At 70.9% G+C, this 17447-nt stretch carries 22 protein-coding genes and 1 pseudogene; 19 read left to right on the forward strand and 4 right to left on the reverse strand.

All coding sequences use genetic code 11. From position 1 onward, the window contains the following. Positions 1-72 precede the first annotated feature (72 nt). The 5 genes from M6G08_RS30140 to M6G08_RS30160 all read left to right on the forward strand — a co-directional run bounded on the left by M6G08_RS30140 (position 73) and on the right by M6G08_RS30160 (position 5480). Positions 73-1158: a DNA polymerase III subunit beta family protein gene (locus tag M6G08_RS30140; RefSeq protein WP_272590270.1), complete on the forward strand. Its 1086-nt coding sequence runs from the start codon at positions 73-75 to the stop codon at positions 1156-1158. Positions 1159-1287: 129 nt separating this feature from the next. Beyond that, the gene (locus tag M6G08_RS30145; protein WP_272590271.1) at positions 1288-2313 is read left to right on the forward strand and encodes a LacI family DNA-binding transcriptional regulator; all 1026 of its coding nucleotides are present in this window, start codon (positions 1288-1290) and stop codon (positions 2311-2313) included. A gap of 241 nt (positions 2314-2554) precedes the next feature. Continuing rightward, complete coding sequence (locus M6G08_RS30150) at positions 2555-3691, forward strand: glycoside hydrolase family 12 protein (RefSeq protein WP_272590272.1); 1137 nt, start codon at positions 2555-2557, stop codon at positions 3689-3691. Positions 3692-3864: 173 nt separating this feature from the next. Further along, the gene (locus M6G08_RS30155) at positions 3865-4956 is read left to right on the forward strand and encodes a lytic polysaccharide monooxygenase (protein ID WP_272590273.1); all 1092 of its coding nucleotides are present in this window, start codon (positions 3865-3867) and stop codon (positions 4954-4956) included. 134 nt (positions 4957-5090) lie between these two features. Next, positions 5091-5480, forward strand: a complete 390-nt coding sequence (locus tag M6G08_RS30160) for a luciferase domain-containing protein (protein ID WP_272590274.1) — start codon at positions 5091-5093, stop codon at positions 5478-5480. A gap of 42 nt (positions 5481-5522) precedes the next feature. On the opposite strand, the gene M6G08_RS30165 is transcribed toward M6G08_RS30160, so the two are convergent. After that, a complete protein-coding gene (locus tag M6G08_RS30165) occupies positions 5523-7115 on the reverse strand; it encodes an MFS transporter (protein ID WP_272590275.1) in 1593 nt (530 codons plus the stop codon). A 155-nt stretch (positions 7116-7270) separates the two neighbouring features. Further along, positions 7271-7744, reverse strand: coding sequence for a MarR family winged helix-turn-helix transcriptional regulator (locus M6G08_RS30170; protein ID WP_272590276.1), 474 nt, complete (start codon positions 7742-7744; stop codon positions 7271-7273). A gap of 123 nt (positions 7745-7867) precedes the next feature. Here M6G08_RS30170 and M6G08_RS30175 point away from each other — a divergent pair. Continuing rightward, positions 7868-8131: pseudogene (locus M6G08_RS30175) on the forward strand (DUF779 domain-containing protein); the annotation flags it as partial. A 41-nt stretch (positions 8132-8172) separates the two neighbouring features. Continuing rightward, positions 8173-9834 (forward strand): recombinase family protein, encoded by a 1662-nt coding sequence (locus tag M6G08_RS30180; protein WP_272590277.1) that lies wholly within the window; start codon positions 8173-8175, stop codon positions 9832-9834. Here the strand turns inward: M6G08_RS30180 and M6G08_RS30185 are convergent. Next, complete coding sequence (locus M6G08_RS30185) at positions 9719-10276, reverse strand: hypothetical protein (protein WP_272590278.1); 558 nt, start codon at positions 10274-10276, stop codon at positions 9719-9721. The two genes, M6G08_RS30180 and M6G08_RS30185, sit on opposite strands and share 116 nt — an antisense overlap. 15 nt (positions 10277-10291) lie before the next feature. Next, positions 10292-10807 carry a helix-turn-helix domain-containing protein gene (locus M6G08_RS30190; RefSeq protein WP_272590279.1) on the reverse strand — a complete coding sequence of 172 codons (516 nt, stop codon included), beginning with the start codon at positions 10805-10807 and terminating at the stop codon, positions 10292-10294. Positions 10808-10978: 171 nt separating this feature from the next. Here M6G08_RS30190 and M6G08_RS30195 point away from each other — a divergent pair, with 171 nt between their 5' ends. From M6G08_RS30195 to M6G08_RS30250, 12 genes are all read left to right on the forward strand, one after another. Beyond that, positions 10979-11221, forward strand: a complete 243-nt coding sequence (locus M6G08_RS30195) for a helix-turn-helix domain-containing protein (protein ID WP_272590280.1) — start codon at positions 10979-10981, stop codon at positions 11219-11221. Next, the gene (locus M6G08_RS30200; protein WP_272590281.1) at positions 11218-11409 is read left to right on the forward strand and encodes a hypothetical protein; all 192 of its coding nucleotides are present in this window, start codon (positions 11218-11220) and stop codon (positions 11407-11409) included. The genes M6G08_RS30195 and M6G08_RS30200 overlap by 4 nt, the downstream gene beginning before the upstream one ends. A gap of 86 nt (positions 11410-11495) precedes the next feature. Next, positions 11496-11864, forward strand: coding sequence for a hypothetical protein (locus M6G08_RS30205; RefSeq protein WP_272590282.1), 369 nt, complete (start codon positions 11496-11498; stop codon positions 11862-11864). Further along, complete coding sequence (locus tag M6G08_RS30210; RefSeq protein WP_272590283.1) at positions 11861-13141, forward strand: LIM domain-containing protein; 1281 nt, start codon at positions 11861-11863, stop codon at positions 13139-13141. Before M6G08_RS30205 ends, M6G08_RS30210 begins: the two co-directional genes overlap by 4 nt. Then, positions 13138-13260, forward strand: a complete 123-nt coding sequence (locus M6G08_RS30215) for a hypothetical protein (RefSeq protein ID WP_272590284.1) — start codon at positions 13138-13140, stop codon at positions 13258-13260. The genes M6G08_RS30210 and M6G08_RS30215 overlap by 4 nt, the downstream gene beginning before the upstream one ends. Next, on the forward strand, positions 13257-13511 hold the full coding sequence (locus M6G08_RS30220) for a hypothetical protein (protein WP_272590285.1): 255 nt from the start codon (positions 13257-13259) through the stop codon (positions 13509-13511). Before M6G08_RS30215 ends, M6G08_RS30220 begins: the two co-directional genes overlap by 4 nt. Further along, entirely contained in the window at positions 13511-13897 is a 387-nt protein-coding gene (locus M6G08_RS30225) for a hypothetical protein (protein ID WP_272590286.1), read from the forward strand. The genes M6G08_RS30220 and M6G08_RS30225 overlap by 1 nt, the downstream gene beginning before the upstream one ends. Then, positions 13894-14358: a hypothetical protein gene (locus M6G08_RS30230; protein WP_272590287.1), complete on the forward strand. Its 465-nt coding sequence runs from the start codon at positions 13894-13896 to the stop codon at positions 14356-14358. The genes M6G08_RS30225 and M6G08_RS30230 overlap by 4 nt, the downstream gene beginning before the upstream one ends. Then, positions 14351-14593 carry a hypothetical protein gene (locus M6G08_RS30235; protein ID WP_272590288.1) on the forward strand — a complete coding sequence of 81 codons (243 nt, stop codon included), beginning with the start codon at positions 14351-14353 and terminating at the stop codon, positions 14591-14593. The genes M6G08_RS30230 and M6G08_RS30235 overlap by 8 nt, the downstream gene beginning before the upstream one ends. Next, positions 14590-15639: a YqaJ viral recombinase family nuclease gene (locus M6G08_RS30240; RefSeq protein ID WP_272590289.1), complete on the forward strand. Its 1050-nt coding sequence runs from the start codon at positions 14590-14592 to the stop codon at positions 15637-15639. Before M6G08_RS30235 ends, M6G08_RS30240 begins: the two co-directional genes overlap by 4 nt. After that, complete coding sequence (locus M6G08_RS30245) at positions 15636-16415, forward strand: ERF family protein (protein ID WP_272590290.1); 780 nt, start codon at positions 15636-15638, stop codon at positions 16413-16415. The genes M6G08_RS30240 and M6G08_RS30245 overlap by 4 nt, the downstream gene beginning before the upstream one ends. Next, positions 16412-17164, forward strand: coding sequence for an exonuclease domain-containing protein (locus tag M6G08_RS30250; protein WP_272590291.1), 753 nt, complete (start codon positions 16412-16414; stop codon positions 17162-17164). Before M6G08_RS30245 ends, M6G08_RS30250 begins: the two co-directional genes overlap by 4 nt. Positions 17165-17447 lie beyond the last annotated feature (283 nt).

Consider the following 17447-nt stretch of genomic DNA (forward strand, 5'->3'; position numbering starts at 1 on the left):
CGCGGGGCTCTCGGGGACGGGATTGACCCTCGACCTGGTCAAGGGCCCACAGTCACGGACGTGGAGAGCGAGATGCGCAGCATTGGGGAGATGGCCGGCGACAGCGGCCTGGGCGTGAGCGCCCTGCGGTTCTACGACCGTGCCGGTGTGCTGGTCCCCGCCTGGGTGGACCCGGTCAGCGGCTACCGCTGGTACGCGCCGGAGCAGCTGGACGAGGCGCGGCTGCTGGCGCGGCTGCGCCGGGCCGGCATGCCCTTGGCGGACATCCGGCTGGTACTGGCCGGCTGGTCCGGCTCCGACACCGACCTGGTGCGCGGGCTCCTCCAGGCGCACCTCGGCCGACTCGAAGGAGGGCTGGCCGCCGCCCGCACCGAGTTCTCCGCGATCCGGACACTGCTCGACCAGAGGGAGAACCCCATGACCACCGCTCCGCGCACCACCACCGCCCGCCTGTCCGTGTCCGCGCCCGAGCTGGCCGCCGCGCTGGACGCGGTCCGCTACGCGGCGAGCTCCGACCCCGGGCTGCCCATGCTCGGCGGTGTCCTGTTCGACGTGGAGGGCGACACCCTTCACCTCGTGGCCACCGACCGCTACCGGATGGCCGTGGCCCGGATCGGCACCGTCGGTCACACGGGGCCGCGCGTGCAGGTGACCGTGCCCGTCCCGCTCGCCGACGCGATGCGCGCGCTGCTGGACGGGGACGAGCCCGTCGGTCTCACCGTGGACGGTGACCGGGTGGCGCTGGAGGCCGGGGACCGTCAGGCGGCCGGGCAGTGCCTCGCCCAGGACTTCCCCGACTACCGCCGGCTCGTCCACCTGCCGGCCGGACGGCGGTCCCTCGTCGGGACGGCGGCCTTCCGCGAGGAGCTGGAGTCCGGTCCCGTCCGCCCGGGCGTGGCGCGCGAGCAGGGTGACACGTCCGGCGACGTCAGTGTGCTCGGGATCGCGGACGACGGCACGGTCACCGTCCGCGAGGACAAGGACGGCGACGGGAGCCGCGTCGCCGTCGACCGGGGATTCCTGCTGGACGCGATCGCCGCCGCGGGCGGAGACCGGCTGGTGCTGGAATTCGGTGCCCCCACCGCTCCCGTGGCGATCCGCCGTGCGGCCGACGAGACGACGTTCACGCTGCTCATGCCGGTCCGGCTGGACGACTGACGGCCGGGCGCCGCCGGCCCGGCACACGCCGGTTCCGTGAGTCGGTCCTCGGCCACCTCCTCCCCGATCCGTCGGCCGGGCCGGGAAAGTGACCGTAGTATCGAACGATCTCGTCGGGGGGAGGCGCGCATGGGCAGGCAGCGTCCCGGTACGCCCACACTGGAGGAGGTGGCCGCCCTCGCCGGTGTGGGGCGGGGCACCGTCTCGAGGGTCGTCAACAACGCCGCGGGCGTGCGGGACTCGACGCGCCGCGCCGTGCAGCGGGCCATCGCGGAACTGGGGTACGTCCCGAATCTGGCGGCCCGTTCCCTGGCCGGGCACCGTGCGGACGCCGTCGCGCTGGTCATGACGGAGCCCGACTGGCGGCTGTTCGGGGAACCGTTCTTCACCGAGATCGTGCATGCCGTCGGCGACGCCCTCACCGACACGCCGGTGCAGTTGCTGCTCACCCTGGTCCGCACGGACACCGAGCGGCAGCGCTTCGTCGAGTACGCGCGCGGCGGCCGGGTGGACGGCGTACTGCTGATGTCCGTGCGCGCCGAGGACCCGCTGCCGGACATGCTCGCCAAGGCGGGACTGCCGACGGTGATGCTGGGGCGGCGCTCCGGCGACGAGAGCGTCACATACGTCGACGCGGACAACGCCGGCGGCGCGCGCTGCGCGGTCACCCACCTGCTGAACGGCGGCCGGGGCACGATCGGGGCCGTCACCGGACCGCTCGACATGTACGTCGCCCAGTGCCGCCTGCGCGGTTACCGGGAGGCCCTGGAGCTGGCGGGGCGGGAGGTCAGGGATTCGTTGGTCGTCGAGGGTGACGACTTCACGGAGGAGAGCGGACGCCGGGCGACGACCGAGCTGATGGCCCGGCATCCCGGCCTCGACGCGGTCTTCGCCGCCTCGGACACCCTGGCCGCGGGGGCGCTGGGCGCGCTGCGCGCGGCGGGCAGGCGGGTGCCGCAGGACGTGGCGGTGATCGGCTTCGACGACTTCCATCCCGCCCGTCCCACGGAGCCGCCCCTGACGACGGTCCGGCAGCCGCTGGAGGAGATCGGCCGGACCATGGTGCGGCTGCTGCTGGAGGAGATGGAGGACTCCCCCGTCGCCTGGCGGCATGTCATCCTCCGTACGGAGCTGGTCCTGCGGGCCTCCGCCTGACGCTCGCCGCCCCGTTCACCGACGGCCCCGGGAGCGCTCCCGGGGCGTTCCCGGCCGCACCGCTCCCACCTGCCGCTTCGAAAATTCTTCGACGATGCCGGTGCGCACAGTCTTGTCAGGAACATGAACGGCTTCTACAGTCCCCTGCAACCGGTAAGTGGGAGCGCTCCCATCAGTGGGGAGTTGGGAGCGCTCCCGCACCGGTCCCTCCATCCCCCCGCACCCTCCCGGAGAGGCCCCCATGCGACCGTTACGCCCCCAAGTCCGTCCCCTGCGCGGTGCCGCAGGAGCACTGATCGCGATCCTCGCGCTGGTCACGTCGCTGGTGACCGCGGCGGCACCGGCGCAGGCCGACACCACCCTCTGTGAGCCGTTCGGGACGACGACGATCCAGGGACGCTACGTCGTCCAGAACAACCGCTGGGGCACCAGCGCGGACCAGTGCGTCACCGCCACCGACACCGGCTTCCGGGTGAGCCGGGCCGACGGCTCGGTGCCGACGAACGGGGCACCCAAGTCGTACCCGTCCGTCTTCAACGGCTGCCACTACACCAACTGTTCGCCGGGCACCAACCTGCCCGCCCGGCTCAGCACCGTCTCCGAGGCACCGTCGAGCATCTCCTACGGCTACGTCGGCGACGCCGTCTACAACGCCTCGTACGACATCTGGCTGGACCCGACGCCCCGGACGGACGGGGTGAACCAGACCGAGATCATGATCTGGTTCAACAGGGTGGGCCCGATCCAGCCCATCGGCTCCCAGGTCGGCACGGCCACCGTGGGCGGGCGGAACTGGGAACTGTGGACGGGCAGCAACGGGACCAACGACGTCCTGTCCTTCGTGGCCCCCTCGGCCATCACCGACTGGAGCTTCGACGTCATGGACTTCGTCCGGGCGACCGTCGCCCGCGGACTCGCCGAGGACGACTGGTATCTGACCAGCGTCCAGGCCGGTTTCGAGCCGTGGCAGAACGGGGCCGGGCTCACCGTGAACTCCTTCTCCTCCACCGTCGAGACCGGTGGCACCCCGGGCGGCCCCGACCCCGACCCCGGTGACCCGGTGGCGTGCGAGGTGACGTACGGCACCAACGTCTGGCAGGACGGCTTCACCGCGGACGTCACCGTGCGCAACACCGGGCCGGCCGCCGTCGACGCCTGGAGTCTCGCCTTCACTCTGCCTTCCGGCCAGCGGATCACCAACGCCTGGAACGCCTCCGTCAGCCCCGCCACGGGCGCGGTCACGGCGACCGGCGTCGGCCACAACGCCCGGATCGCCTCCGGCGGCAGCGTCACGTTCGGCTTCCAGGGCACGCACGGCGGCGCGTTCGCCGAACCGGGCGGCTTCACCCTGAACGGCACTTCCTGCGCCACGGCATAGCGTCCCACCCCCCCATGCCCCCTCGCCCGTCCGGCCGACCACGCCTTCCCCGGACGGGCGGGGGTTCCAACGCAGCTTCTCGAAGTCATGCGCAGATCGTCACGCCCTGACCTTCATGCCCTGACCTTCATGCCCTGATCGTCATGCCCTGATCGTCAAGAACAGGAGAACCCATGGCTCGACGCAACAGATCCCTCACCCTCGCGGCGGTGCTGGCCACCTTGCTCAGCGCGCTCGGCGTGACCTTCCTGCTCGGACAGGGACGCGCCGAGGCGCACGGCGTGGCGATGATGCCCGGCTCCCGCACCTACCTGTGCCAGCTGGACGCCAAGACCGGCACCGGCGCCCTCGACCCGACCAACCCCGCCTGTCAGGCCGCGCTCGACCAGAGCGGCGCGACGGCGCTGTACAACTGGTTCGCCGTCCTCGACTCCAACGCGGGCGGGCGCGGCGCCGGTTACGTGCCGGACGGCACCCTGTGCAGCGCCGGAGACCGTTCCCCGTACGACTTCTCCGCCTACAACGCGCCGCGCGGCGACTGGCCCCGTACGCATCTGACGTCCGGTTCGACGATCCAGGTGAACTACAGCAACTGGGCGGCCCACCCGGGCGACTTCCGGGTCTACCTGACCAAGCCCGGCTGGTCGCCCACCTCCGAGCTGGGCTGGGACGACCTGGAGCTGATCCAGACGGTGACCGACCCGCCGCAGCGGGGTTCGGCCGGTGGCGACGGGGGCCACTACTACTGGGACCTGGCGCTGCCCTCGGGCCGCTCCGGTGACGCGCTGATCTTCATGCAGTGGGTGCGCTCGGACAGCCAGGAGAACTTCTTCTCCTGCTCCGACGTCGTCTTCGACGGCGGCAACGGCGAGGTGACCGGCATCCGCGGCTCGGACGGCACGCCCGAGCCGACGCCCACCCCGACGGACCCGACGACCCCGCCGCCCACCCACTCCGGCGACTGCATGGCCGTCTACAACGTGGAGAACTCCTGGAGCGGCGGGTTCCAGGGCTCCGTCGAGGTGATGAACCACGGCACGGAGCCGCTGGACGGCTGGGCCGTGCGGTGGCAGCCCGGCGACGGGACCACGCTCGGCGGGGTGTGGAACGGTTCGCTCTCCGGTGGCACCGACGGCACGGTCACGGTGCGCAACGTGGACCACAACCGCGTGATCCCACCGGACGGCAGCGTGGCCTTCGGCTTCACCGCCACGTCCTCGGGCAACGACTTCCCCGTGGGCACGATCGGCTGCGTGCTGCCGTAGACCGGTCCCGGGGAGGTGCCTCGCCCGCCGACGGGAAGCCTCCCCGGGGCTTCGGGAGCCCCACCCACCTCACGTGCCGGTTACAAATCGCTCAACCTCTGGTTGCGGCGCGGTGATCGGGCCACGATGGGGGCATGACTCTGGCCCAGCGTGCCCTCGAGCGGCTGCAAGCCTGGCCCGACCTCACCACGGGTCCGGCCAGTTGCGGAACCGGACGGGCCGTGCGCTCCGTCCGTGACGAGATCGTCCACTTCCACTCGGGCCGGGACGTGGACCTCCACCTGACCCGCCGGGCCCTCCAGCGTTTCCAGTACGACCTCGGTGGCTCCAGCGCCATCCGCCTGCTCCCCGGCTCGCGTTGGGTGACGGTGCACCTGGACTGCGACGCCGACGTCGACCTGCTGCTGAGCCTGGTGAGCATCGCGCTGAAAGCGCATCAGGCCCGGCCCGGTGCGGAGCCGCTCTCGGAGTGCAACTTCCGCCGTGTCACGGTGCTGCCCCGCGCCGTGGCCGGGGAGGCCTGAGACGGGCCGGCGGCGGCGCGGCGGGCGCTGCCGTTCCCGGTCTCAGTGGTCCGCCGGCCGCTGCGCCCTGCGCCCGATCCCGGCCGCGGCGAGGGCCGCGCCGAGCAGGCACAGCACGCCGGTGACGACCACCGCCACGTGGACGCCGTTCATGAAGGCCTGCCCGCTGCCCTCGACCACGGCGGCCCGCAGGCCGGCCGGCATGTCTCCGGAGACGGGTGCGACGCCCATCGCCACGGCGTCCTTGGCCTCCCGCATGCCGTCGGCCACCGCCGAGGGCACACCGGCGTCGGTCAGCTCGCCGGTGAGCGTGGCGCCGACCTTGCCGCTGATCAGGGAGACCAGCACGGATGTGCCGAGCGCGCCGCCGATCTGCAGCGTGGTGGCCTGCAGACCACCGGCGACTCCGCCGTCCCGGACGGGGGCGTTGCCGACGATGGCGTCGGAGGAGGCGGACATCACCATGCCCACACCGAGGCCGAGCGCGATGAACGGCGGCCACATCGTGGCGTAGGAGGAGTCGGTCTGCCAGGTGAGCATGCCGAAGCAGGAGGCCGCCTGGAGCAGCATGCCCAGCGGCATGGTCAGCCGGGGCCCGAAGCGCTGGGTCAGGGCGGCGCCGAGCGGCGAGGCGACCAACGAGGCGAGGCTGAGCGGCAGGGTCCGCACGCCCGCCTCGACCGGTGTCAAGCCGCGCACGTTCTGCAGGTAGAGCATGACGAAGAAGATCACGCCGAGCATGACGAAGAAGTTCAGCGCGGTGATGATCGCGCCGACGGTCAGCGCGCGGCTGCGGAACAGCCGCATCGGCAGCAGGGGGTGCTCCACCCGCGTCTCGTACCAGCCGAAGACGAGCAGGAGTACGAGGCCGGCCGCGACGGAGCCGAGGGTGCCGGCGGAGGTCCAGCCCCAGGTCTCGCCCTTGACCACGCCGAAGACGACGGCGAGCAGGCCGAGGGCGAGCAGGACCAGGCCGGGGATGTCGAAGCGTTCCTTTCCGGTGGCGCTGCGGCTCTCCGGCAGGACGAGGAGGCCGAAGGCGATGGCGGCGACGCCGATGGGGGCGTTGATGTAGAAGACGGACTCCCAGTCGACGTGCTCCACGAGGAGTCCGCCGACGATGGGGCCGAGGGCCGTCGCGACGGCGGAGACCATGGCCCAGATGCCCACGGCCATGCCGAACTTCCTCGGCGGGAACACGGAGCGCAGCAGGCCGAGGGTGTTGGGCATGAGCAGTCCGCCGAAGGCGCCCTGGAGGGCGCGGAAGGCGACGACGCCCTCGATGGAGCCGGACAGGCCGATGGCTGTCGACGCGAGGGTGAAGCCGGCCACGCCCACCAGGTAGTAGGTGCGGCGGCCGAACCGGTCGCCGAGCTTGCCACCGAGGATCAGGGTGGCGGCCAGCGCGAGCAGGTAGGAGTTGGTCACCCACTGCAGTTCGGCGGTGGACGCGTGCAGGTCGCTGCCGATCTCGGGGTTGGCGATGGCGACGACGGAGCCGTCGAGCTGGACCATGAAGAGTCCGAAGGCGACGGCGAGCAGGGTCAGCCAGGGGTTGGAGCGCACGCGGCCGGAGGCCGGTGGAGCGGTCACGGCGGCGGGCGCGGAGGGGCGATCCACGGACGTGGACGACATGGGTGGGCCTTCTCTTCCGGGAGGTTCGGAGGGTGTTGCAGGGACGCGCGGGCCGGCACCCGGGAGCACGGCGGGGCGGCGTCCGGGAACACGGCGGTACGGCCGCGGGCACGGCGGTGTGCCCGCGGCCGGCGGGAATGCCTGGTCCGGGCCCGCTAGCGGGTGGTGGGGTTCAGGTGCCGCGTCAGGGCGTCGAGGGCGTCCAGGGCGGAGCCGAGCGCGCCCTGCTGGCCCTCGGTGAGGGAGGTCAGGGCCTGGCGGACGAACGCGGTCTCCAGTGCCCGCACCTCGGTCACCCGCTCTCGGGCGGTGGCCGTCAGGTGGAGGTGGGCGACCCGCTTGTCGGCGCTGTCCTGCCGGCGCTCCAGGTCGCCCCGTTCGGTGAGCTGGGAGACCAGGGCGCTGACGTTGTTCGGCTTCATCAGCAGGGCCTCGGCGGCCTCGCGCACCGTGGCGCCCTCGTGCTGGGCGACGAACCGCAGCAGGGCGAGCTGCCCCTCGGGGGGCTTGGGGTGCGGGTACCGGACGGTGACCTGCCGGTCCAGCGCCCGGTGCAGCGCGGGGAGGCATGCCGCGAGGCCGGCGGCCACACGGTCGATGTCCCGGCGAGGGGTGCTGGAGTCGGTCACTCCGACACATTAGGTATGTGGAGATAGGTATGTCAAAAGAGGTAAAGAGGTAAAGGGATCGGCCCGCTCCGCCGGGGAAGCGTGCAACCCTGTCGCAACCCTCCCCGTGCTGGTATGCGAGGCATGCGCGACACATACGAGGAGACTCCCCGCGTCGAGCTCACCCCCGAGGCGGCCGCGCTGCTGCGCCGGCTCCGGGAGGCGCACGGCCCGCTGATGTTCCACCAGTCCGGCGGGTGCTGCGACGGCAGCGCCCCCATGTGCTACCCGGCCGGCGAGTTCCGCACCGGCGCGGCGGACGTCCTGCTGGCCGAGCTGGACGTCGAGGGCGTCGGGGAGCCGGTGGGGTTCTGGATGTCACGGAGCCAGTACGAGGCGTGGAGCCACAAAACCGCTTACTGATGGCAGCACTTCGCTAGCATGACGGCATGCCCTACGCGCCCGAGTACCTGCACCTGGTCATCCCCGGAGTCACCTTCGAGGCCCTGCTCTACGGCCGCAACTCGGACGACGCGATAGGCAGGGGCAACTCCGTCGACGACCAACTCACCAACGGACGCACCCTGTGCGGCCAGCACGGCTGGAAAATCGTCCGCGAGTTCAAAGACACCGACATGTCCGCCAGCCGCCACGGCCGCAAGGCCCGCGACGACTTCGAAGCGCTGATCACCTACATCAAGTCGGAGCCGACTCCCCCGGGCGCAAGACGAGTCGTCGTCGCGTTCGAAGCCTCCCGCTACTACCGCGACCTCGAAGCGTACGTGCGGCTCCGTGCGGCCTGCATGTCGACGGACACGCTGCTTTGCTACAACGGCCAGGTCTTCGACCTCAGCAAGAGGGAGGACCGGAAGGCCACCGCGCAGGACGCCATCGCCGCCGAGGACGAAGCGGAGGGGATCCGCGACCGGAACCTGCGCACCGCCGGCCTCCAGGCGCAGGCGGGAATGCCGCACGGCAAGTCGATCTACGGGTATACGCGGACGTACGACATGGTCAACGGGCGCAAGCGCTGCACCGGACAGGAAGAAGACGAGCGCGGGCCCTACGTGCTGGAGATGCTGCGCCGCCTGGACTCCGGCCACACCCTCGGAGCGGTGAAGCGCTGGCTCAGGTCTGAGCCGGACGCCGCGCGACTGGACGGACACCCGTGGACGGAGCAGTCGGTCAGGATGACCGTCCTCAACCGCGCGTACTTGGGTGAGCGCCTCCACCAAGGCCAGTACATCAAGGCAGTTTGGGCGCCCATCAAGGGGCTTGAGACCCCTCAGGGCAGAGCCATGTTCTTCCGGGTCACAGCGAGAATCACCGACCCCACCCGGACCAAGCACCGCGGGACCGAAGTCGCGCATCTCCTGACCTACATCCCACTGTGCGGAGAGTGCGGCGACCACGCGCGCCTGCGATACCTCACCCCAGCCAGAGGCCGTAAGAACGCAACGCTGGCCTGCACCGAGAAGTACGACACGTCCATCGTGGAGGCCGTACTCAACGCGTACGTCGAAGAGGCGATCATCGCCTGGTTCAGCAACAAGGCCAAGGCTCGGGCTGCTCTCGTCCCATCCGACGGCAAGGTCGAGGAGATGGTGACCGCCACACAGCGGCTGATCAACTCGTATGAGGAGCAGCTCGCCGAGGCCCGGCATCTCGCTGAGACCTTCGACGATCAGGCCGGCCGCTTCAAGCTGTCGGCGACGTCTCTCGCGGGGATGGAAGCCCGGATCGAGCCGAAGCTGGAAGCGGAGCGGAAGAAGCTGCAGAGCTTCACTGGCACCTCGCCGCTGCTCCTGCGGATGCTGGACGAGGATCCGGAGACGGTGTGGAATGGGCGGCCCGCGTCGGCGGACCGGCCGGCGGCGCCCGGGCTGACGCTGGAACAGAAGCGGGAGATCATCCAGAGCGTTGTGACCGTGCGCCTGTACAAGGTGAAGACTCCAGGCGACCGCATTCGGCTTGCGTTCGCCGGGGAGCGCGGGTTCAGGGACCGACCACTCCGTGCTCCCGCGACCGCTCCCGCTCGGCTTCCGGGGCCGCGGGCTGCTTCTTCGGGAACGTCAGAAGGTTCCCTCGCGGGGGCTGCTGGCGCTTCTTGAAGGCGCCGGCGCGTTCCATTTCGGCGCCGGTCTGGAATGCTTCGCTGAGCTCTTTGGCGCGGGTGTTCTCGAACTCTGCCTGCATCTTGGCGCGTTCGGCTTTCATCATGGCGGTGAGCCGGGCTCGCTCGGCGATCGCTTCGCGGTTGAGTCGGGTCGACTCGTTCGTGAGGCCGGCCTGGGCGGCGATGTAGCGGGTGCGTTCGGACTGTGCCTCGCGCTGGGCGGCGGCGAGGATCCGCCGCTCCTCGTTGGTGTTGCAGATCCAGGCGCGCACGAGGACCAGGATGACAACGGTCAGGGCCACCATGACGAGGCAGGCCCCACCGATGGAGCCTGCCGCGTTCTGCGCTGAAGCACTGCGGATGATCACGGCGAATCCTGCGAGCAGGATGCCTACGGCTGTTGCGACCGCGGCTTTGCTGCGAGCCGTGAGATCCATGTACACCCCCGGGTATTACGCCTGTGCTGTCGCGCCTCCGGAGGAGTCTTCGTCGGCGTTGTCGGTGGTGAGCTTCTCTACGACAGCGAAGAAGGTGAACCGCCCCACGTCGTCATTGATGCCAAGCCGCTCCGCCGCCTCCTCCGGAGTGATCGGCTCCGAGCCTACCTGTGACCGATCTGTTTCGGACAGTGTCTGTTGAGACTCGAGATACTCGCGGGGCACGACCTCGGCGGCCACGAGGAGCTCGACGGGGTCGAGCCCGACGGCCTTGGCCAGGGCGGGGAAGAACTTGACGTGGGGGATTGTCTCGCCGCGTAGGAGCCTGCTGGCGGTCGACTTGTTCATACCGGTGTCGGCCACGAGTTTCTGTTGCATGCCGTAGGCGGCGTAGCCGGCCCTTTCCAGGGCGGGGAGGACGAGCGCGAAGAACCTCTCCTCGCGCCCTGTGGGGGCATCCGTCATGTCTGTGAACTCTACTTCCCTGGAGAGGGAATAGTCGACGCTTCCCTCTCGCGGGAAAGCGGCCATTCGGCCACTGACCTGCATTAACACAGGTCACTCGTACGTTCGAACGCGCGTGCGAATGCAACTTCACCCTTCCCGACCTCGCGCATTCCCTTGCCAGAGAGGGATTCCCTGTGGTCTAGTTTCCCTCATCAGGGAAACCACCCCGCCACCTGCGAAGGGAGGGACATCCACGTGTACCGACTCAACGTCACCCGCCTCCGCCAGATCGCCGCCGAACACGGCGACAGGACGCCCTACGCCATCGCCAAGCGCACCGGCGTGAGCATCTCGTCCGCTTATCGATACGTCGACGGGTCCGCACAACCTGACCTGAACTCGGCGCTCAGGCTCGCACAGGCATATGACCTGGACATTCGCACCGTCATGGACCTGGTCGAGGACGAGGAAGACGAGCCCGCCGGAGTCGCCGCATGACCCGCGAAGAGCGCCGCGCGCTCCTCGGTGACGACGTCATCGCGGAGATCCACGAGCGCGTCGCCCAGGCCCCCGAGCCGAGCGACGAACTGGTGGAGAAGCTCCGCCGGATCATGACGCGCCCGGCTGGCCTCGTGCCGCAGGCCGCTCCCGTGAGGGAAACCTCGCCGGCCGCGACGGCCGCCTGATCCCATCAACGCCGAAGGGCCGCCCGCTTGCAGGCCCGGCGACCCCCCGACTCGGCGACCACACCAATCCAGAAAGTGAGGCCCCCGTGGCCACAGAGATTACCTTCCGTCCCGGACTCGAAGGCATCATGGCCGCCCTCTCGGCAGCCGAACAGGTCGCTTCGAGCGTCCCCGTCATCCCGGCGTCCGTCGACCTCAACAGCGCGCACTTCGACTACGTCCCCGGGACGTACGAGCGGCCGATGGGCGTCCTCTTCTACTTCCACCGCAGCTCCGAGAGCGTGCGAGAGTTCGCCGAAGTGTTCGGCCTCGACGTGCAGGACCGTCCCCACGACGCCACGTCCACCTACGCCTTCGCGGAGGGCGCCCTCGACGGCGTGCCGTTCCGCGCCTGGACGATCGTGACCGTCGAGACGTCGGCCACCGCGGACGAGTCCTCGGCGGTGGCTGCATGAGCGCCCCTTCGACTGTCGCGACTGCCCTCGCGTCCCTCCTCGACACCGCCCCGTCGTGGCTGCCGCAGGTGGACCACTGGGAGATCGCCGAGGACAGCAACACCTGGATCCTGAGCGGCCAACTCGCCGGTGACCCGCGCGAGGCCGAGGCTTTCCGGCTGCTGGCTCCGATGATGGAGCGGGCCCCGTCCGCGCACTCGGATGACGGCCGCCTGGTGAAGGTGCCGTTCGAGTGGGACGGCGTGACGGGGCAGGTCTGGTACCTGCGGCCGGTGGACCGGTACGTGGTGCCGGAGCGGTGCGCGACGTGCGCGACGCCTCTGGCTGACGCGGGGAACCAGTTCGTGCGGCTGGGGGGTCGCGGGGCTCCGGTGATCTGCGTGCCGTGCCGGGACCGGATGCACGAGGCGTGGGTGCGTGAGGCTGCGGTCCGTGAGCTGGGCGCCCTGCCGATGCCGGTGGGCCCGGAGCCGCAGACGGACGACCGCACGAAGGCCCCGTGGGGGCGTGGCGAGGACGGCCGCCCGCTGCTCCCGATGGGCGCGCATTGGACGGACGTGCCCGAGGCGGTGGACCGCTGGGTCGCCAAGATCCAGGCACGTGTGGACGAGGCGAAGCCCGGCCCTTGGTACCGGGCTCCGGCCACGGAACTGGGGGTGACGCCGGGCACGGTGCGCACCCGCATCGACGGCTATCCCCGGATGGTGGGCCAGTTCACGAACGTGTCGCCTGCGGACCTGGAGATGGTCCTTTACGCGGGCAGTGATCTCCGCTGGTGCCTGGAGATGATCGCCAAGTTCCGCGCCCGGGTCGCCGAGCTGGAGGCGAAGCTCGCCGAGTACGAGCGGCCGGCCGACGAGGACCCCATCGCCTACGCACTCACCGACCAGGGCGACGTTCCAGAGACCGCCCTCGGTCAGGTGCAGGCGATCCTCCTCGCGCACTATGGGGAACTGTCCCGGCCGGACTTGGCGGTCGGGCTGCTGCTGACGAACCTGCGGGCCGAGCTGGAGGCCGCGCCGCGCACCGTCTACCGCGCGTCGCACGACTCGATCCCGATGGGCCTGTACACCACGGCCGCCGAGGCCCGCGCCCACTGCGAGGCCGACGAGCGCCGCTCGTGGATGGCTGGCACCACCCTCTCCTTCGACTGGATCGAGGACGACGGCGGCGCCGAGCTGGTGGTCACCGCGGGCCAGAACGAGGAGTCCACCACCAACTACGTGGTGGAGGCCCTGGAGGTCGCCGCCAAGTACGACGCGGAGGCCGACGAGTGAGCGCCCTCGAAGCCCTCATGTGGTTCGCGATCGCCTGGACGGTCTTCCTCGCCTACTGCGCGGCCGACGTCCCCTCTGCCCTCTCTCACCTGCGCAACCGCCGTGGAGGCGCCCGATGACCGGACCCGAGCACTACCGCGAAGCCGAACGCCTCCTCCAGGGGCTCATGACCGAGCGCGGCAACGTCTACGTCGAAGAGGGCAACGAGCAGGTCATCGGGATCGCCCAGGCCCATGCGACGCTCGCCCTCGCCGCCGCCACCGCGCTGTCCGCGCCGGACCGCGGCGCCACCAACATCGCCGTGCGCACCGACCGTCACGCGTGGGACGCCGCCGCCGGGGTCACGATCCCGGAAGGAGACGACGAGTGATGAACCGTCTTCGTCTCATCCTCCACCGCGTCCTCCGGCGGCCGACCATCACTGGCCCCACCCGGATCTACGTCCGCGGCATCCCCACCGGCGCGGTCCTCGACCTGGAGCACTTCCTCACCGACCGGCTCACCGCGATCGCCGACGACCCGGACCTGATGGCGCTGCTGCTGGAGATCTCCGACCAGCGCGGCACGAAGGGCGAGTACGACGGGTGGGCGCCGGAGCAGCTGCTGATGGAGCGACTGCTGTCCGGGGTGGGCTACGAGGTGCCGGTGTACGGGGATGCGGTGGCCGCGCTGGCGGATCGTCTGCGGGCGGTGGCTCCGGCTGCTCCGGTGGCGTCGATCCCGGCGCAGCGCCGCGAGGGTGGTGCCGCCGCATGAACGCCCGCGCCGAACTCCGCAAGTACGTACACCTGCTGGCCGACATGTGGACCTCCCGGGAGACGACCGACGCCCGCGTCGAGGAGCTGTACGGCCTCGTCCGCGCCGAGGTCATCACGGACCTGGCGGCCGAGGCCGAGACGCGACTGACCGCCGGTACCTCCCGCACCGTCAGCAAGAACACGGTCCTGCGGTTCCTCCGCCTGGAGGCGTCCGTGGTCCGCGCGGCCGTCACCGGGGAGAAGAGCAGCCCCGACTTCTTCCAGCCCGGCCACCGGTACGCCCTGGAGATCTGGCGGTTCCACTGCGCCGCCGTCGCCGCCCACCCCACCACGGGTGAGCGCCAGGCCATCGGCTGGATCCGCGTCAGCGACGGCTCCTGGACGGCATACGCGTACAGCGCCGCCGAGTGGGGCGAGCGCTGGACCGACGTCACCGAGGGAGGGGCCGACCGTGGCTGACCTCCTCACCCGCCGCGAGTACCTCTACGAGGCCGTCCGCGAGCACGGCCGCCCCGTCACCACGGGCCTGGCCGAGCAGCTCATGGCCGACAGCCCCTGGCCCACCACGAAGCGGAACACCGCGCGGAAGGACCTCCGGGCCCTCGCCGGGCGCGGGCTCCTCATCGTCGGCGAGGACGTCGAGGGCCGCACCACCTACCACCTGATCAGCACCACCGGAGAGGACAGCACGTGAGCACGACCGCGCAGGCTGGGGCCATCACGGCCCCGGCCGCCGGCCGCCGGGTCACCCCCACCGGCCGCCTCATCCTCCCCGCCGACGCCGACCGCGAGAAGTGGCTCCAGGCCCGCCGCTCCGGCATCGGCTCCAGCGACATCGCCGCCATCCTCGGCATCAGCCGCTACGGCAACGCCCTGTCCGTCTGGCACGACAAGACCGGCGGCCTCCCCCTGGAGTCCGACGACAGCGAACCCGCCCTCTGGGGCCGCGCGTTCGAGGAGACCGTCGCCCGCGAGTGGGCCCGCCGCAACCGCAGCTACGTCCGCCGCGTCGGCCTCGTCCAGAACATCGACCGCCCCTGGCAGATGTGCACCCTCGACCGCCGCGTCCTGGAGTGCCCGCTCGCCGACGGCGCCGAGAAGTGCGCGGTCGAGATCAAGTGCCGCGACAAGATGAAGGCGAGCGCCTTCCGTGCCGGCGTCGCCGACGACGTCCTGGTGCAGACGCTGTGGCAGGCCGACACCTGCGGCTTCGACCACGTCCACGCCGCGGTTCTGATCGGTGGCAACGACTACCGGCAGTACGTGATCCGGGTCCGGGACCACGCCCAGCTCGTCGACGACCTCCGCGCCGCGGGCGAACTCGCCTGGCAGCAGATCACCGAGCGGCGCCCGCCGGTCCTCGCCCAGGACGCGGACCCGGACGTCCTCCTCGACCTGTACGACCGGCTCCACCCGGACCGCGACGGCGTCGTGGACATCACCCGGGACATCGACACGCAGGAGGCCGTCGAGGAGTACCTCGACGCGCACCAGGACGTCGTCGTCGCCGAGCGCCGGAAGAAGGCCGCGAAGGCCCGCATCCTCGCCGGGCTCGGCGGCGCCGAGGCCGCCACGGTCCTCGACAAGCCGTACGTGTCCCTCGACGAACGCTCCCGCCGCAACTGCGACTTCGAGCGGCTCGCCGAGCGCTACCCGGACGCCTACGCCGACTGCGTCGAGGACTCCACCTACCGCCAGATCTCGATTCCCCGCTCTGTCCGTGAGGAGCACGCCGCATGACCACGATCGCTGAGCGGGCCGCCGCAGCCGCCGGCCGCGCCGACGCCCCCATGGGCCCGGCCGAAGACGCGCCGCCCGCCGACGACTTCACCCCAATGCCGGACCCGATGGCCGACTACGAGCCCGGCGAAGACGACCCGGACATGGTGCCCGTCCACATCGCGTGGCTCCGCGTCCGCCGCGAGATCCGCTCCATCGCCAAGGGCCAGAAGTACGAGGAAGGCCGCACCAAGTACAACTTCCGCGGCGCCGACGTCGTCGTCCAGCACTTCGGCCCGGTCACCCTCAAGCACGGCGTGCACGTCCTGCCGATCAACGTGGCGACGTCGTACGGCGGCAAGCAGACCAAGAGCGGCAGCATGATGCGCGAGTGCACCGTCACGGTCACCTGGCAGATCATGGGGCCCCTCGGCGACACCCTCACCCTGCAGACGGCGGGCGAGGCCCTCGACACCTCCGACAAGTCCACCACCAAGGCACAGACGGTGGCCCTGCGGACGCTGCTCCTTACCGCTGGACTCGTCCCCACCGGCGACCGCGACCCGGACGCCGACCGCATCGAGCGCGGCATGGACGCGCCCGCCCGGTCCGCCGAGTCGTACCGCGACGAGCTGCTCCACCCGAAGACCTCTCCGGGCCGCATCCAGCAGATCGGCTACGAGGTGTCCAACGCCCGGATGCTCGGCGCCCGCGTGCAGAACGAGACCGGCGAGTGGGAGACGCTCGGCGACCTCGGCCGGCGGATCCACGGCGAGCGCACCGGCGGTGACCAGTGAGCAGCTTCGCCAACGTCCGCAAGGCCGCCTGGGACACCGAGACCACCGGCCCGAACCCCCTCGAAGACCGCATCGTCACCGCCGCGTTCATCGTCCGCGGCGGCGGCCGGGACGACCGCCTCTTCTCCTGGCTCATCAACCCGGGCGTGCCGATCCCGGCCGAGGCGTCCGAGGTCCACGGCATCACCGACGCCATGGTCCAGGCCGACGGCCAGGACCCGAAGACCGCTCTCGACGAGATCGCCACCAACCTCGTCCGGGCCATCGAGTGGGGCATGCCGGTCATCGCGTTCAACCAGTCCTTCGACTGGTCGATCCTCCACTACGACCTGCTCCGCCACGGCCTGCCCACCATGACCGACCGCGTCGGCCCCGGCCCCCTGCCCCTGATCGACCCCCACGTCATCGACAAGCAGGTCAACCAGCGCGTCAGGGGCTCCGGCCAGCGCAAGCTGAAGCCCACCGCGGACCGGTACGGCGTCGCCCTAAACGACTGGCACACCGCCGAGGCCGACGCCCTCGCCGCGCTGCTGATCGCCGAGGCGCAGTTCGACCGCCACCCGCACCTCAACGGCTGGGACCCCCAGGGCCTGTTCAGCGCGCAGCAGAAGTGGCGTGCGGAGCAGCAGGCCAGCCTCCAGCAGTGGTTCCGCACGAAGGCCACGCCGGAACAGGGCGGCGCCCCTGACAAGGTGATCGACGGCTCCTGGCCGCTGATCCCGGCACAGCGCGGGGGTGAGGCGTCGTGACGAACCTCCCGAAGCCGTGCGGCACCCTCGCTGCCTACGCCCGGCACCTCCGGCACCGCGAAATCCCCTGCGACGACTGCACCCGCGCGAACCGCGAAGCCAAGCGAACCCGCGGTACGCCCACCCCGACCCGTAGGAAGCCGATCGTCCACGGCACCCCGGCTGGGTACCGACAGCACCGCTATCGGGGCGAGCAGGCGTGCACCGAGTGCCTGACCGCTGAGAACGACCGACGTCGCGCCTATCAGGCGATGAGTCGCAAGACGGGAAAGCGGGTGGCGTC

Source organism: Streptomyces sp. M92 (assembly GCF_028473745.1).
GTDB lineage: Bacteria > Actinomycetota > Actinomycetes > Streptomycetales > Streptomycetaceae > Streptomyces.

Bases quoted from the DNA above. Each gene is read 5' to 3' on its own strand.
- M6G08_RS30220 (WP_272590285.1), top strand. From the start codon at position 13,257: ATGACCGGACCCGAGCACTACCGCGAAGCCGAACGCCTCCTCCAGGGG.
- M6G08_RS30145 (WP_272590271.1), top strand. From the start codon at position 1,288: ATGGGCAGGCAGCGTCCCGGTACGCCCACACTGGAGGAGGTGGCCGCC.
- M6G08_RS30230 (WP_272590287.1), top strand. From the start codon at position 13,894: ATGAACGCCCGCGCCGAACTCCGCAAGTACGTACACCTGCTGGCCGAC.
- M6G08_RS30155 (WP_272590273.1), top strand. From the start codon at position 3,865: ATGGCTCGACGCAACAGATCCCTCACCCTCGCGGCGGTGCTGGCCACC.
- M6G08_RS30245 (WP_272590290.1), top strand. From the start codon at position 15,636: ATGACCACGATCGCTGAGCGGGCCGCCGCAGCCGCCGGCCGCGCCGAC.
- M6G08_RS30150 (WP_272590272.1), top strand. From the start codon at position 2,555: ATGCGACCGTTACGCCCCCAAGTCCGTCCCCTGCGCGGTGCCGCAGGA.
- M6G08_RS30140 (WP_272590270.1), top strand. From the start codon at position 73: ATGCGCAGCATTGGGGAGATGGCCGGCGACAGCGGCCTGGGCGTGAGC.
- M6G08_RS30180 (WP_272590277.1), top strand. From the start codon at position 8,173: ATGCCCTACGCGCCCGAGTACCTGCACCTGGTCATCCCCGGAGTCACC.
- M6G08_RS30160 (WP_272590274.1), top strand. From the start codon at position 5,091: ATGACTCTGGCCCAGCGTGCCCTCGAGCGGCTGCAAGCCTGGCCCGAC.
- M6G08_RS30165 (WP_272590275.1), bottom strand. From the start codon at position 7,115: ATGTCGTCCACGTCCGTGGATCGCCCCTCCGCGCCCGCCGCCGTGACC.
- M6G08_RS30185 (WP_272590278.1), bottom strand. From the start codon at position 10,276: ATGGATCTCACGGCTCGCAGCAAAGCCGCGGTCGCAACAGCCGTAGGC.
- M6G08_RS30200 (WP_272590281.1), top strand. From the start codon at position 11,218: ATGACCCGCGAAGAGCGCCGCGCGCTCCTCGGTGACGACGTCATCGCG.
- M6G08_RS30210 (WP_272590283.1), top strand. From the start codon at position 11,861: ATGAGCGCCCCTTCGACTGTCGCGACTGCCCTCGCGTCCCTCCTCGAC.
- M6G08_RS30190 (WP_272590279.1), bottom strand. From the start codon at position 10,807: ATGGCCGCTTTCCCGCGAGAGGGAAGCGTCGACTATTCCCTCTCCAGG.
- M6G08_RS30225 (WP_272590286.1), top strand. From the start codon at position 13,511: ATGAACCGTCTTCGTCTCATCCTCCACCGCGTCCTCCGGCGGCCGACC.